The following is a 14,591-nucleotide window of genomic DNA, read 5'->3' as shown; positions in this document are numbered from 1 at the left end:
AAATCTCTAATCATTTTTAGTAAAATAACCTTCATTAGATACAGAGGCATCACTTACTTGAATACTTCCTGTTTTAAACCAAACTTCGGCATAGTTTCCGTCTGCATATTGTTTTTGAATATCACCACCATGCGTTTCGGCACCAGAACACCAGTTCATATTAACTTCGGGAGATTTTCCATTTGTTTGGTTATAGGCACCAAGTTTAAAGAAACAACCTTCGCCAGCATATGCTTCTTTACGTTCTACACCATCTTGACCAATTGGCACAAATAATTTTTGTGTTTGCTCTGGTATGTCTGCCTTTGTTGTGAATTCTGATTCGATTAAGTTTTTTGTAAAGGTTTTAGTTTCGTGTCCGTTACCAGTAAATGTTAAGTTCATTATTCCATCCTTAACTTCTATTTCATAACTAAACTCTTCCCCTAATGCAATACCATCCTCAGGTTCTTCTGGATAAGTGTTTGTATCACTACCAACAACAGAAAAGTCATTTCCCCAAACAGCTGAGGAATAATCCCATCTTTTAGAATTATCATCACCTGCCGTATTAATTTCATAATGCCAAAAAACAGAACCTTTGGTATGACCAGGAAATTTCTTGTAAAATATTTTAAGCGGTTCATTCTCAAATTTATCCGCACTATGAATTTGTCCTACCACTACGGCGTAAGTAGCAGCTACGCGAGCATCACCGGTAGCAGATACATTCATAACCTTAAGTGTAGCTGTTAATTTATCATTAGCGGTTTTTGGATACCATTTTTTTATTTGCGCCAATTCAGTTCTTGTATTATTTGAGGTCCCGTGGGTATTTCCTCCATTAGGAGCCTTAAATACAATCCAATCACTATTGCCATCATTTTCTGTGTAAAAGAAATCTTTGTTCTCAAAATTGTTTGCGATACCTACATTTGAGCCATCACCTAAAATCAATTTCCAATGATCAAAAAACGGAATAACGTCACTTGCGTAAACGGTTTTTACAATTTCTTTTTCATCTGCATCAGTCGTTGAAGTATTTGTTTTTTTTCCCGTATCACCGCAGCTATGAAGTGCAAGGAAAAATCCAAGGGTTAATAACGTTGCTAAAGATGTGCTAATTTTTTTATTCATTTTGTTAGTGTTTGATTTTAAATACTTCTGTTTTTAAATCACTATATATCTCGTGAAATGTACTACTTTAAAATTTAGTGCTATTATGTAGAATAAGCTATTTGTCTTAATACCAAGTACTGATTGAATTCCATTTTCTAGTCAAAAAAATGCTCCTTTATTGCTTTAGAGCCATTCCAAGGTCTAAAGTATATTACGCTATCCGTTTGCTTCATCATTGTAAATAAATCATCTATGGCTTCAGCAGTGTATTGAGATGTATGGCAACTAGATGCTTCATGTCCCAATTTTAAATCTTCTTCGCTAAAGGGTATCCTATAGGTAAGAAATCTCTTTCGAGTAGTTTTTAAATTTTCATTGAACCACTTCACCAAATCTGTTTTTAAACTAAGTTCCTTGTTTTTAGATTCGTTAGGAAAGCCATAATAAAGTAGTTGTTGCGTCTCTGATGCTTCCCTCTGAAAAACTTCTGTAACGATATTGCTGACCATACGATGGTCAGAATGACCATATTCTCCACCAGGGCCAAAAGTAATGACTACTTCAGGTTCGTGTTTTGTGAATAAACTATCAATTTTATCATCTAACGAAAATAGGTTTTCATTCAATGCTAAGTCACCATCAGTATAATTCAAAAAAGTTGGAGGATTAATCCCCAGGGTTTTTGTTACACACAAGGCTTCTTGGGCGCGTACATTAGCAAGTAAATCTCCAGCTGGGATATTAGCATGCGGTGTAACTCCTTTGGAGCCATCGGTAACAATTACTAAATGAATAGAAGCACCTTCCTTGGCATATTTGGAGAGGATGGGAGAAATTACAATCTCATCATCCGGATGAGCAAATATTGCCATTAAAGTCTTATCAGTATTGGTCGGTTGTTTGTTCTCCTTTTTTGTTTGCTTTTGACTGTGGCATGAAAACAACGTAAGTATGAGACAAAGGGTTGGTAGTAGTGTTTTCAAACTATTAGGTTTAGGACACTAATATATTGTTTTAAATGTGAGTTCTGGTAGATAGTCAACAAAGTTGTAGCGTCTCAGTTTATAACATATTTCTGCTAGTGGGATTCTAAGCTTATTTTCATCTGGTAATAACTAATGAAGTGAAATGCACTTCACCTTCATATTTCAATTACAACATTGCCTTTTTTATGTCCCTGATCTACATATTTATGAGCAGTAACTATCTCTTCTAATGGATAAGTTTTGTCAATGAAAGGAATCAGTTTTCCCTCCTCAGCGAGTGTTCTAATTTTTGAAAGGTGTTCGGGTTTTTCTTTGGTCAGCATTTTTACTGAAACAAATCTTCCGCCTTTAGTCAGAACCTTTTTGGCTTTTGACTTACTTGTTTTACCAACTGCATCAAAAACAATATCGAACTTTTCTAATAGTAGTGAATAGTCTTCTTTTTTATAATCTATTAAATTGTCCGCACCAAGAGATTTGACCATTTTAAAATTTGGAGCGCTACATACTGCTGTTACGGAAGCGCCTTGTTGCTTTGCCACTTGAACTGCATAGCTGCCTACACTGCCAGAAGCACCGTAAATGAGTACTTTTTGATTTTTGGATAGCTGTGCTTTCTCTAATAAGTACATAGCCGTCATAGCTCCAATAGGTAGGGCAGCAGCTTCTTGGAAACTTAGGTTTTTGGGTTTACTTTCAACCACACCATGTTTCCACTCTTGAGGTAAACAAACGTATTCCGCATAGGAACCAGCAGAAAGCATAGTTGTTGTTCCAAAGACGTGGTCACCAATCTCAAACTTTGTTGCATTTTTTCCTTTGTCTTCAACCACTCCAGATAGTTCATGACCTAATATGCTTTTTTTCGGTTTAAAGAGCCCAAAAATCAGTCTAGCCGGTAACCAAAAAAGTGCCGGAAAGTCGGAAGCGCGAAGGCGCACATCGCCAGAAGTAACGGTTGCTGCATGAATCTTGACGAGAATTTCATTGTCTTTTGGATGTGGTTTATTCACTTCTCTTAACTTAAGAACTTCTGGAGGACCATATTCTCTATAAACTGCAGCTCTCATAAGAATTTGTGTTTAGTTGGCTTCCAACACTTTGTGTACAGTTAGATGCGCATTTTAAGCACTTAATTTAGTGAATACAAACTAAATAAGAAATCCGAAAGTATTTTAAAAGGAATTTAGAATACAGTATAAGCGGTGTTATGCCAAGTTCTTTTTACGCATTAGTTAATTCGGTCAGATATGTTTTATATGTTTTTCCAAAATTGTCAATGGTAATAGCTAAGGTTAAATGAGCAGTGAATACTCCTAAAAATAACGACTTTTTACTATTTAAAAAGTCTAGTATCCATTCCGGTTTAGTTATGAACATTCCGGGAGCAAATTAGCGTTTGCTTTCCGCTACGGAACTAGCGCAATCTCTTAGTTTTGATTTATTTTTTCTGGTCAAAAGCTAAATTCTAAAGATTTCGCGACATTTTAAATATACTTAAACCTTAGCGCTAAAAAACAAAACTCGTATTTTTTATAGGTTGTGTTGTAGCCATTTTTTTTCCACGCTGCCAAGTCAATATTACGTTAGAAGATTTATTATATATTTTCATAAATAGTAAATAATCTTTAGTCCAATAAAGAATTGAATAATACCCTTGTCTCGAAAATAATATCATTTTGTTGCTCAAAGAATCGTAAAACAACGAATTCAGGCGGAAAAAGGGTTGCTAGTTTTTCTAGCAATTTCCCTTTACAAAATCTGTCAATGGCTGTGCAGCTTATTATATTTTAAAAGCAAAACCCAGAAAAAACTTCTGGGTTTAAAAATCAATAAGAAAAGTTTATTCATTCTTTCGAAGGGGGTTGTAGCGTGTAGCCCATAGACATCATCACATTCAATTGATCGTAATAATGGGCCATCATCGCAATTTTACCGTTTTCTAAAATACAGGTTACCTGCGCAGGTATCGCAATCTCTTGACCTGTTTCCTTATGGCTAATGGTATCGGTAGTCCAAACCATGACCCACTCGCCCTCGTTTATTCCACCAGTCACTTTTATAGGTGCATAGGCTGTGTTTTCGTCAATCTTATGTTTAGTGGTTGCAAAGCTTTCCTTGTAATATTCGGATAACTGTGTGGGGCTCATTTCGTTTGAAGGACCTCCAGTTAGACCATAAATTTTTGCATCATCTGCTAATTGTGCTACCATAGTTTGCACATCTTCGTTTTGAAGTGCATTGACGTAATTCGATACGATTGCTACATTGGCTTCGGCATTCTCGAACTCCATAGTAGCCGAAATTTCTTGCGCGTTAAAAATTAACGGAGTAAAAAGTACAGCAAGCGTAAAAAGCGTAATCTTGTTAATTGTTCTCATAGTATATAATTATTGGTTATTATTCTATACAATTGGTTGTTTTTACAACAAATGGGGGAATAATGTTTCTGTCAATAAATACTAGGGGAACTAACTTGCTTAATTAAAAATTTTAACTATTCAATTTTTTTAAATATAAATCTAAAATATTATAAATAATTGAAATTTAGTAATTTATGTTAAAATTAAATTAATGTGGTATTCCTATTATAAAAATCAAAACGCCTAAAAAATATTACTTTCTGCTTGTGTGTAGTATTGCTTTTCAATTGAGTTTTATTTTGCTTATAAAATTACGGAAACCTTTTTGGTAAAGTTTAAAGTTATTTACTAGATCCTGACTACTCTTTTTTATTTTGATTATTGATATACCAATTCTGTTGTCTGCGGAATTAATAATTTATCGTTTGAACTTAGGATATAATAAAACTAATGCATGGCTTAACTAAATAAAAGAATGTTTTATTCGTTCAATCTTCTCTAAACTTTAAAATAGATATAAATGAAACGTAAGTTTATTATCCCAAGTCTTGTATTGGCATGTAGTACCTTTTTTATTTCCTGTTCAACAGATGATGGAGAGGAAGAAGGTTCTAAAGAAGCTGAAATTAGTACAGCAGCCGTATCGGGTTTTTTAAATTCTGAAGCCTTTACACCTGCAACTATACATTTTACAAAAGGAGAAAGTTTTGGAGATGCAGGTTATGAATTCAAACTTTTTAGTGAAACGGAAGAATGTGATGAGTTTCAATCTATTGGAGATATTTCCTTTTTCGTAGCATCTGATACAGAATTAACACCCGGTGAGTATGATGGAAAAGGCCCTTATTTCTTCTATAAAGATGGAGAGGATTCAGGAACGGCTTCCTTTTTTGGAGCAGGGGTAATTATTACCGAAGTTACGGAAACAAGTATCTCAGGAAGAGTAAGAGGAGGTGACACTAAAGCAGAAAACGATATTGAAGGTACGTTTACAGCAACACTTTGTCAAAAATAAATAGTTTCTGTAGCATAGTATTAAGGTGAAGCTAAATGCTTCACCTTTTTTTTATACAAGATATTTCATTCCACTTTAATTTTCATCATTCTATAGGGCTCTAGCTTGTTTGTGTCTATAATCTTATTGGTGTTACCATCTAGGTTATCTATTTGTGTATTCGTTATAAAATAGATGTATCCGTCGCAAATGTCAAAAGTGGTAGGAATTCTGAAACGCTCTGTAAACTCTACTAATTTTTTGCTTTTTAGAATTTCCGTACCAGTAGAATTAAGTTCATATTTAAACAGTCCGTTTTGGGATTGTTCACCCCAACCGTTTACGATTCCGTATAAATTATTTTTATAATATTTTAAGCCATCAATACTGGAATACTCCTCTTTAGGTTTGTTCATTAGTTTTTTGGACGACAGATCAACAATAGCAATTCCATTATTTGATGCCAAGTATAGATGTTTGTCATTAGGGGAAATAGTAATCCCGTTGCAGTTTGGAATAGCTTTATTATCTAAAAAAACCGCTATGCTTTTATCAGGTCTTTTTATTTTATAGATTTTATTACTTTCAGAATCCGTTATAAAAATCTCATTAGTAGAACTAACGGCTAAATCGTTCCAATAATGAAAATCTGAATCGTTGAGAGTGTAGGAATCAATAAGGTCTCCTGTAGAAAGTTGTAAAAACAAAAGAATAGAACTGTTTTTATCTTCTGGCAATGTATTGCCAAGAGCATATAAGGTATCTCCTTTTATAGTCATTCCAAAGCCAGACAGATAGTTATATTCGTTAGATTCTAGAAATGTCTTAGGATTACTCCCATCAATAGAGCTACTTACTATTTTGTTGTGTTTAAGACTGTTCAGATATACTGTTTTAGTTCTGCTGTCTATTGTAATTCCTTCGGGAAATAGATCTTGTTCAAAAGGGAGTGCAATCAATTCCGTTTTTTGACCTGAACAGGAGTTTAACCAGATTAGGGCTAAAAAGAAAAAAAGTGATTTAATATTCAGCATTTTGTTCTTGTTTGGCAAGCTGCTCGTTTGCAGTTTACTTCTGCAATATAATATTTACGTACTTAGATTCTTACAGAATTGCGTAATATTCATAAAGGGGTGTTGTTTGCTTGAGCCATGGCCAAAGCTTGTGCTATTCTCGTTTAAGAATTCAGTTTAAATTAGAACTGGGTAGTATAAAAGAATGGCTCCGAGTAAACTTTACTGTTCATCTTCAAAAATAGTCTCCGCAAAACCAGTGTTGGTTTCTAAATCTTTGAATCGGCCTCTAGAAAGTTGGAATTCCGCTCTGCGGTTTTTTTTCTTGCCTTCGGGCTGGGAATTATCGGCAATGGGCTTTTCCCCACCATGACCAAGAAAATCCAAACGTTCTTTGTCTGCACCCAATAGAACTAAGTATTGGGTTATCGCCAATGCTCGTTTTGTAGAAAGTGATTTGTTATACTGGTCTGATCCGTCAGTATCCGTATGTGTATGAACCGTTAAATGTAATGATGGATCATTATTCAATTTATCGGCCAAAATTTTAAGACTATTCTTGGCCTTCTCGTCCAAAGAATACTCGTTAGTTTTAAAAAGAACATCATTCAGTACATAGTTTGTATCTAGCTGCAAATCTCTATCAAAAGGATCATTCATAACCGGTTTAATAGATACCATGTCCAAATAATAATAGCCAGCACTTTTAATTCCTTTAGTAGTACTCTTTACCGTAGATAGGTTGTTTCTAAAATTGCCGATCGTAAAAAAAAGTTCACCTCCCCTTGCTTTTGTTTTGAAGGATATGTACATCCATTCCTCTTTGTCCGCAAAGTATTTGGGATTTCCAATCTCTGTAAAATTAATCACTCCCGACTCTGGCTTTATATATTTTATTAGAGATTTGGAATTTGACTTAGTTAGCTCGTTCTCAGAGAATAGAACTCCTATATATTTTAGACCATATTTAGATTTTTCGGCCAAACTAATATAGAAACTGACTATATATTCAGTGTCTTTTATAAGGGGTTCCATTAATTGACCCTGCGCAAATTCTCGATAATCATTGGCAGCAAATAAATAAAAGCCCAAATATCCCACCCCGTTCTTTGGTTTCTGATTTCCATTAAAGTTATAGGGCACGCCCATGGCAACGCTACAGGTATTAAAATAGTCCGTAGTTCCGTCTGTGGGTACGGACCAGCCTACTATGTTATTCTTTGCAATACCCAAATTATCAGGGCAGGCAATAAATTCCTCAAAACTGGGGTTAACTACTAGATTTTGTGAATGGCACAATATTGTGCATAGCAATAAAAGAAAGATTACTATGTTTTTGCTAGAGATCGGGGGTGTGTAGTTTATCACCATATACTTATTATAGGTTAATTCTTACATATATTTAACGTCTAGTAGGAGTCTATTATTGTTAAAACCAGTGTCTTAGGCCTTGTTTCTATTGGTTTGTCATGGTATTTTTACGTGCTGATGTCTGCTAGTTTCACTTGCTAATCGACAAATGACCAACAGCCTTTATTTTCCATACAATTGATGGGTTTGAAGCGAAATTTTAATGCAAATTAGGTATACATCTTAAAGTACTTATATCCTATAAATGTAGTTTGAAGTGTTTAATCTAGGCTTTATACTGCTTGCCAAGTAGTCCAAAAAGCCCAATGGCAGGGCCTAAAGCCAATACAGTAAATAGGTAGGTGACATCAATTGTCTCCGCTAGGGCAGAAAGCAATTGTATGCTGAAGATGCTCACGGCAAAGCCAATACAGTTTACGAGCGTCAAGGCCGTACCTTTTAGTTCTGGTGGTACTGAGCCAGCTACTAAGTTTGAGAATTGTGGAGAATCTGCCGTGACTGCCATACCCCAAAATCCCCATCCTATTAAAAATAATGAAGTAGGAAGTATAAAGAGTAGGGGAGAAAGCAAGCAGAAAAGACCGGAAAGGAGTAATGATATCACCGCCACTTTACGGCTGCCAGTCCGCAAGGATAGTAATCCACCTAAAACACATGAGAGGCCGCCTAAAGCAATGATAATACCTGTAGATAGGGCAACGGAGAGTTCGGAACCGCTAATATCATTATAGGTTTGTATGGCCAGTGGTGTAAAGGCCCAAAAGGCATAAAGTTCCCACATATGGCCAAAGTAACCAAAGGCAGCCTGTCTAAAACTATGGAGTTTAAATAGCAAGGGTCCGGCACCTAGGGATAATTTAGAGCTAGGCTTCCTAAAAGGGCCGTTGGGTACAAACATCCATAATATCAATCCGCCTATTATTGCGAGTGCCGAGGTTATTTTTATGACCAAAGTAAAATCGCTTCCCAAACTAGTACCACTTACAAAATACGGAAATGCCGTTCCCAAAACTAGTGCTCCTACTAAATATCCCAAAGCTTTACCTAGTCCTTTTTGATAATAATCTGCTGCTATTTTCATTCCTACGGGATAAATACCGGCAAGAAAAAATCCCGTTCCAAAACGGGCAAAGAGGAGCGTCCACTTAGATAACACTTCGGAAAGCAATAGAAAGTTACAAAGTGCTGCCAAAATTGAGCAAATCATAAACACACGTGAAGGCGAAAACCGGTCTGCAATCATAAAAAGGCCAAAAACCAGTGTGCCTATAATAAAACCCAATTGTACAGAAGATAGGACGTAACCAATAATTTCTGGCCCTAATCCCGTTTTTAGGGTAAGCTCATCTACAATGGCATTGCCAGCAAACCATAAAGAGGTGCAGGCAAATTGCGAGAGGATAATTATTGGAAGAATGTGAAAGCGCGGTTTCAATAGACTTTAACGGACAAAAGTTACTTTGGCAATTTTGCCGTTTTCTACTTCATAAATGGCAACCACCCAATGGGTTTCTCCATTTATGGTAACTTTTTCTTTATCTATGATTTTATTACCAATAATAATGCGGTTTTTGATTTTGCAGTGTAAGTCCGGAGTCGATTCAAAAAAAGCTCCATACCTTTCCTTTAATACTTCTTTGCCCTCAAAACTTAGTTCATTCGGAAAATTGAACACTTGTATATCTTCTGAATAGGTATTTAAAAAAGCTTTCAGGTCTCTAGCATTGTAGGCATCTAATTGATTTTGTACAATAGCTTCTGGAGTTTGCTCTACCACTACAGATAAGTGGCTGCCGTTTGGGCTCACGGCAATACGGCTAATGTTGTTCAGTCCTTTTTTATCCAACCTTAGAAAGCGTTTCCATTCTTTACTTTCTTCTGGAGCTATCTCCATTAATGTTTTATTATCGGCGGCTATAATATGGCCGTTACTAAGCCAACATACATCATCAGTGTTTTTGAACATACTGGTGATGGTTTTAATTTTACCTGTTTTTGGGTTCAGGGATTTTACCTCCCAAGGGTCACTATTTTTACTAATAAAACTGATGAGATTCTTATCTGGAATTTTATGAAGTGAACGGCCTACGTTATTGTAAATGGTGTCATGACTGCCATTTTTGATATTAGAAATAACTAAGTTTAAACCTTCATTGCCCAATGCTGCGGAAACAATTGTTTCTTCATCATACCAAACATGATATCCTATACTAAGGTCCTTAAGAATTTCCGTATAGGTACCATCCCAAATACTGTACTCGTAGAGGCGTTGCAGACCCGTAGTATCCAAACGTATTGCAGAAGTGGAGTTCTTTCCGGGTATTTTTAAAGGTGAATATTCACTGCCTTGGGGCGTGTCTGAAATATAGGTTAACGCACCAGATTTAATATCATACTTGGCAATGTCTGTCTGTCCCCTCCTGGTAGATGAGAATAAAATGGTGTTCTCGTTGTAGAATGACGGTTGGTTATCATACCCTTCATTATTGCTTATATTTCTTGGGTTAACCATTTCGGTCTTACCGTTTACCGTCTTAATGTCCAAAAGATATACTTCCGTATTCTGTTGGGCCTGCAGGTTAGGTAAAGAAAATAGCAATGTTATTAATAGAACGTATTTTATTCTCATCTGGTTGGGTTAGCTTTTACAGTTTAGCAAATTTCTGTAAAAGATCCCTAACTTTTAGGGTGTTCTCTACGTAAAATCTAGCAGAGGTCTGCTGGCGTCCCACTTTTACCGTAACAGTACTTTCAGGTAGTTCTTGAAACATGAACTCATCTGTCCAATCATCACCAATAGCAAAAACAAAATCATATTCGTCTTCACCAAGTATGCGGCTAGAAGCACGGCCTTTATTTACATTACTGCTCTTAACTTCAACAACTTTGTTGCCGTTAAGTAAGCTTAGGTCGTCCGTGCCAATAAGGCTGGTTAACGTTTCTGAAAGTTCCATGGCTCTTTTTTCGCCAAAATCCGGGTCAGTTTTTCTATAATGCCAAGCCAAGCTGTAATTCTTCTCTTCAATAAAACTTCCTGGGGTTCGGTCAACAAAAGATTCTAAGACAGGGCGCACATGCTCCATCCAATCGTTTTTTACATTTTCCAACATTCTAAAGGGCTCTCCTTCTTGTGAAATCCAAACACCATGCTCAACGATCATGTTGTACTTTTTAGGAAGGAACCATTTGGTAAAGGTGTCTTTATCTCTACCGCTTATTAAGTAAAGTACCGTACCGGGTTGATTGTTTAAGATGTCCAGTAGTTTATACAATTGTTCATCCGGACTTGCTTTTTGAGGGTCGTTGTGAAAACCGGCTAAGGTGCCATCGTAATCCAAAAACAGCAATCTCTTTTTTGCTGTTGTATATTTTTCTGATATTGACTCAAAGATTTTATCGGTAAGCTTATGAGAAACGTTGGCAGCCTCACGTTCTTTCTGAGATTTTAAAGAGGTCATGAAATCATTGGCCCATTTCTCTACGTTATAGCGTGCTAATCTTTTCTGTAATACGGAATTTCGTGCTTTTTGCTCTTCCACTGGCATGTTTATAGCCTCATCTAATGCGTCTGCGGTCTGTTCAAAGTTATTAGGGTTAACCAGTAATGATTCGTTCATTTCGTTAGCAGAACCCGCCATTTCACTCAAAATCAAAACGCCGGTTTGATCCGTACGTGTTGCAATATATTCTTTGGCCACAAGATTCATACCGTCACGTAACGGTGTAAGCCATGCAATATCACTAGAAGTATATAAGTCGATGAGGTTTTCAAACGGCATAGATCGGTAAAAATACCAAATAGGCGTCCAGCTTACGGTTGAAAATTCACCGTTAATCCGGCCAACTAATTCATCTATTTCTCTTTTCAGTAACTGGTACTGTGGTACGTTAGAACGGGAGGGAACGGCTAATATAATCAACCTTACCTTTTCTTTATACTGTGGATATTTGTTTAAGAAATACTCAAAAGCGTTTAGTCTTTTGGCAATGCCTTTACTATAATCCAAACGGTCTATAGATAAGATAAATTTGGCATCCGGGTCCGTTTCCTTATGCGTATTTAAGCGTTGCTGTAACTCAGACTGCTCACTTTCGGCTCTATTGTAATGAATTTTTGCGGCATCGCTGAATTTCTTGTAATCGATACCCATGGGAAAAGAGTCCACTTTAATCACATGGTCGCCCATGGTAATATCGTTAAAACTAACTTCAAGCCCTAACAAACGTCTTACGGAACTAAGAAAGTGTCTTTCATAGTCATATGTATGGAAACCTATAAGGTCAGAACCTAGTACGCCTTCCAACAGTTCTTCACGCCAAGGGAGGGTTCTGAAAATTTCAAATGAAGGAAAAGGAATATGTAAAAAGAAACCAATGGATACATTAGGTCTTTCTTTTCGCACCATCTGTGGTACTAACATAAGTTGGTAATCGTGTACCCAGATAGTATCGCCATCTTCTGTATTTGCTAAAATAGCATCGGCAAATTTCTGATTTACTTTTTTATAACTTTCCCAATAGGCTAATTGAAACTCTGAATATTCTAAAAAGTAATGAAATAACGGCCAAATGGTTCTATTACTGAATCCGTAGTAAAAACCATCTACCTCTTCTTCGGTAAGTTTTACTTTAGAAGAGCCGTGTTCAGCAAGAGCAGCATCTATTTTAGGCTCAAGTTCTTTTGGAATATCTTCTTCGGTAAGTCCACTCCAGCCTATCCAAAGACTATCGCCGCCCGAATGGACCGACTTCATACCCGTTGCCAGACCACCGACACTTGGTATAGCGGTTATGTCTCCGTTGCTAATTTGTAATTGAACGGGTAGTCTATTTGAGATTATGATAGTTTTGCCCATAAATTGGATATTTTGCGGTGTTTTATATTTAATTTCTCTAAATTTCGTGAAAAAGAAGGGTAATTACAATACGTTACCCAATTGAATCAATAATATTATTGAATGGATAATTTAGACTACGGAATAATAGGGAATTGCCGAAGCGCAGCGTTAATATCTAAAACTGGGAGCGTAGATTGGTGCTGTTTGCCAGAATTTGACTCACCGTCGGTGTTTGCAAAGCTCTTAGATGAGGAAATAGGAGGCAGTTTTGAAGTGTTGGTAGACGATTCATATACTATAGACCAAAAGTATGAACCACGTACTTGTATTTTAATAACAACGTTCACAAATGGTGATGACTGTTTTGAAATCCATGATTTTATGCCGCGGTATCATAAAGAAGATGGTACATACGTAGCTCCTCCAGAATTTATTAGATATATAAAATTGGTTGAAGGTACTCCCAAATTTAAAGTGGTTTATGACCCTAAGTTGGAATATGCTGCCGGTGAAACAAAAAGTTACATCAAAAAAGATTTTATTGCCAGCTTAACGCGTGACGTTAGGTTTGATACTGTTTTTCTCTATACTTCTTTTGATAAGGAAGCTGTACTAGAAGGCAAAGAACTGACGCTTACCGAAGATGGTTTTTTCTTGTTGGGGTATAACGAAAAAATATTTCCAACTACAGCAGCTAAGGCCTATTTAGAATTACAGAGTACAAAGGTGTATTGGTTAAATTGGTCTGCTAAAACACCGACTTATAAGAAATTTAATGAAGAAATTTCAAGAAGTGCATTAACCTTGAAGCTTTTGAGTTATGATAAAACAGGTGCCGTATTGGCTGCAGCAACCACTTCTTTGCCAGAAACCATAGGTGAGGTGAGGAACTGGGATTACCGCTTTTGCTGGATTCGTGATGCCTCTATGGTTATAAAAGTAGTTTCAGAGCTTGGTCATAAGAATGTTGCTAGGCGTTACTTGAAATTTATTATCGATTTAATTCCTGACAAGGCAGAGAAACTGCAGATTATGTACGGAATAAACAAAGAGAAAAAATTAACCGAGGAAACGCTGGAGCACTTAAGTGGCTATAAGGGTTCAAAACCTGTACGTGTTGGTAATGCTGCTTATCATCAAAAACAAAATGATATCTATGGTATTTTAATGGATGTCATTTATGAACAGATGGTAAAGTTTAGTGTGGATATAGAAAACGGAGAAGATTTATGGTCCATTACCAAAGGTATTGTATGGATTGTTGGAAACCACTGGCATGAAGCAGATAAGGGAATATGGGAGTTCCGTACCGAAGACAGGCACTTTACTTTTTCCAAAGTATTGTGTTGGACAGCTATAGATAGAGCAATAAAAGTAGCTGAAATGCTTGGTAAAAAGCACAAAATAGAAAAATGGGAGCCATTACGTGAAGAAATCTGGAATGATATTTATAAAAATGCTTGGAACGAAGAAGTTGGAGCTTATACCCAATCTTATGGGTCTAAAGATTTAGACGCTTCTGTTTTACTTATGGAATCTTACGGTTGCGTAGAAGCTTCCGATGAGCGTTTTAAAAGTACGGTAAGGGCAATTGGTAGAGATTTAAGTAACGAGGGTCTTTTATACCGTTATAAAAATGAAGACGATTTTGGTTTACCTTCATCTTCTTTTACAGTCTGTACTTTTTGGTATGTAAATAGTCTGTTTAAAATAGGAGAGCACGATAAAGCGCTGGAGCAATTTGAGAAATTATTGAGCTACAGTAACCATTTGGGTCTTTTTAGTGAAGATTTGGATTTTAAAACAAAAAGGTTATTGGGTAACTTCCCGCAAGCTTACTCACATTTGGCTTTAATTGAATGTGCTGTGAACTTCGCTAAGAAAGAAAGTACCGAAGATATTAAAGAATCTATGCGGAGCTAAACTTC

The 14,591-nt window shown here is 36.3% G+C and carries 12 protein-coding genes; 2 read left to right on the top strand and 10 right to left on the bottom strand.

What is annotated here, in order from left to right:
* Positions 1 to 6: 6 nt before the first annotated feature.
* The 5 genes from IWB64_RS19395 to IWB64_RS19380 form a co-directional block, all read right to left on the bottom strand.
* A complete protein-coding gene (locus IWB64_RS19395) occupies positions 7 to 1,116 on the bottom strand; it encodes a polysaccharide lyase family 7 protein (protein WP_194535581.1) in 1,110 nt (369 codons plus the stop codon).
* Between the two features lie 137 nt (positions 1,117 to 1,253).
* Positions 1,254 to 2,081: a PIG-L deacetylase family protein gene (locus tag IWB64_RS19390; RefSeq protein ID WP_194535580.1), complete on the bottom strand. Its 828-nt coding sequence runs from the start codon at positions 2,079 to 2,081 to the stop codon at positions 1,254 to 1,256.
* 158 nt (positions 2,082 to 2,239) lie between these two features.
* Positions 2,240 to 3,154, bottom strand: coding sequence for an NAD(P)-dependent alcohol dehydrogenase (locus tag IWB64_RS19385; RefSeq protein WP_194535579.1), 915 nt, complete (start codon positions 3,152 to 3,154; stop codon positions 2,240 to 2,242).
* Positions 3,155 to 3,308: 154 nt separating this feature from the next.
* Entirely contained in the window at positions 3,309 to 3,464 is a 156-nt protein-coding gene (locus tag IWB64_RS20480; protein WP_226975949.1) for a hypothetical protein, read from the bottom strand.
* Between the two features lie 467 nt (positions 3,465 to 3,931).
* Entirely contained in the window at positions 3,932 to 4,465 is a 534-nt protein-coding gene (locus IWB64_RS19380) for a nuclear transport factor 2 family protein (protein ID WP_194535578.1), read from the bottom strand.
* A 502-nt stretch (positions 4,466 to 4,967) separates the two neighbouring features.
* Between IWB64_RS19380 and IWB64_RS19375 the strand changes: the two genes are divergently transcribed.
* On the top strand, positions 4,968 to 5,462 hold the full coding sequence (locus IWB64_RS19375; protein ID WP_194535577.1) for a hypothetical protein: 495 nt from the start codon (positions 4,968 to 4,970) through the stop codon (positions 5,460 to 5,462).
* Positions 5,463 to 5,527: 65 nt separating this feature from the next.
* Here the strand turns inward: IWB64_RS19375 and IWB64_RS19370 are convergent, their stop codons facing one another.
* The 5 genes from IWB64_RS19370 to IWB64_RS19350 form a co-directional block, all read right to left on the bottom strand.
* A complete protein-coding gene (locus IWB64_RS19370; protein ID WP_194535576.1) occupies positions 5,528 to 6,475 on the bottom strand; it encodes an SMP-30/gluconolactonase/LRE family protein in 948 nt (315 codons plus the stop codon).
* A gap of 201 nt (positions 6,476 to 6,676) precedes the next feature.
* Positions 6,677 to 7,768 carry an OmpA family protein gene (locus tag IWB64_RS19365; RefSeq protein WP_226975948.1) on the bottom strand — a complete coding sequence of 364 codons (1,092 nt, stop codon included), beginning with the start codon at positions 7,766 to 7,768 and terminating at the stop codon, positions 6,677 to 6,679.
* A gap of 322 nt (positions 7,769 to 8,090) precedes the next feature.
* Complete coding sequence (locus IWB64_RS19360; RefSeq protein WP_194535574.1) at positions 8,091 to 9,260, bottom strand: MFS transporter; 1,170 nt, start codon at positions 9,258 to 9,260, stop codon at positions 8,091 to 8,093.
* A 6-nt stretch (positions 9,261 to 9,266) separates the two neighbouring features.
* Entirely contained in the window at positions 9,267 to 10,454 is a 1,188-nt protein-coding gene (locus tag IWB64_RS19355; protein WP_226975947.1) for a nuclear transport factor 2 family protein, read from the bottom strand.
* A 16-nt stretch (positions 10,455 to 10,470) separates the two neighbouring features.
* The gene (locus IWB64_RS19350) at positions 10,471 to 12,681 is read right to left on the bottom strand and encodes a bifunctional alpha,alpha-trehalose-phosphate synthase (UDP-forming)/trehalose-phosphatase (protein ID WP_194535573.1); all 2,211 of its coding nucleotides are present in this window, start codon (positions 12,679 to 12,681) and stop codon (positions 10,471 to 10,473) included.
* Between the two features lie 102 nt (positions 12,682 to 12,783).
* Between IWB64_RS19350 and IWB64_RS19345 the strand changes: the two genes are divergently transcribed.
* The gene (locus IWB64_RS19345) at positions 12,784 to 14,586 is read left to right on the top strand and encodes a glycoside hydrolase family 15 protein (protein WP_194535572.1); all 1,803 of its coding nucleotides are present in this window, start codon (positions 12,784 to 12,786) and stop codon (positions 14,584 to 14,586) included.
* Positions 14,587 to 14,591: the final 5 nt, after the last annotated feature.

Origin of the sequence: Zobellia nedashkovskayae, assembly GCF_015330125.1 — a bacterium.
Classification (GTDB): domain Bacteria; phylum Bacteroidota; class Bacteroidia; order Flavobacteriales; family Flavobacteriaceae; genus Zobellia; species Zobellia nedashkovskayae.
This window is presented reverse-complemented; position numbering and strand designations above follow the sequence as displayed.

What these genes read in the sequence shown, in the direction of transcription:
- IWB64_RS20480 (WP_226975949.1), bottom strand. Translation starts at nt 3,464, where the DNA reads ATGTTCATAACTAAACCGGAATGGATACTAGACTTTTTAAATAGTAAA.
- IWB64_RS19355 (WP_226975947.1), bottom strand. Translation starts at nt 10,454, where the DNA reads ATGAGAATAAAATACGTTCTATTAATAACATTGCTATTTTCTTTACCT.
- IWB64_RS19395 (WP_194535581.1), bottom strand. Translation starts at nt 1,116, where the DNA reads ATGAATAAAAAAATTAGCACATCTTTAGCAACGTTATTAACCCTTGGA.
- IWB64_RS19385 (WP_194535579.1), bottom strand. Translation starts at nt 3,154, where the DNA reads ATGAGAGCTGCAGTTTATAGAGAATATGGTCCTCCAGAAGTTCTTAAG.
- IWB64_RS19375 (WP_194535577.1), top strand. Translation starts at nt 4,968, where the DNA reads ATGAAACGTAAGTTTATTATCCCAAGTCTTGTATTGGCATGTAGTACC.
- IWB64_RS19380 (WP_194535578.1), bottom strand. Translation starts at nt 4,465, where the DNA reads ATGAGAACAATTAACAAGATTACGCTTTTTACGCTTGCTGTACTTTTT.
- IWB64_RS19350 (WP_194535573.1), bottom strand. Translation starts at nt 12,681, where the DNA reads ATGGGCAAAACTATCATAATCTCAAATAGACTACCCGTTCAATTACAA.
- IWB64_RS19370 (WP_194535576.1), bottom strand. Translation starts at nt 6,475, where the DNA reads ATGCTGAATATTAAATCACTTTTTTTCTTTTTAGCCCTAATCTGGTTA.
- IWB64_RS19345 (WP_194535572.1), top strand. Translation starts at nt 12,784, where the DNA reads ATGGATAATTTAGACTACGGAATAATAGGGAATTGCCGAAGCGCAGCG.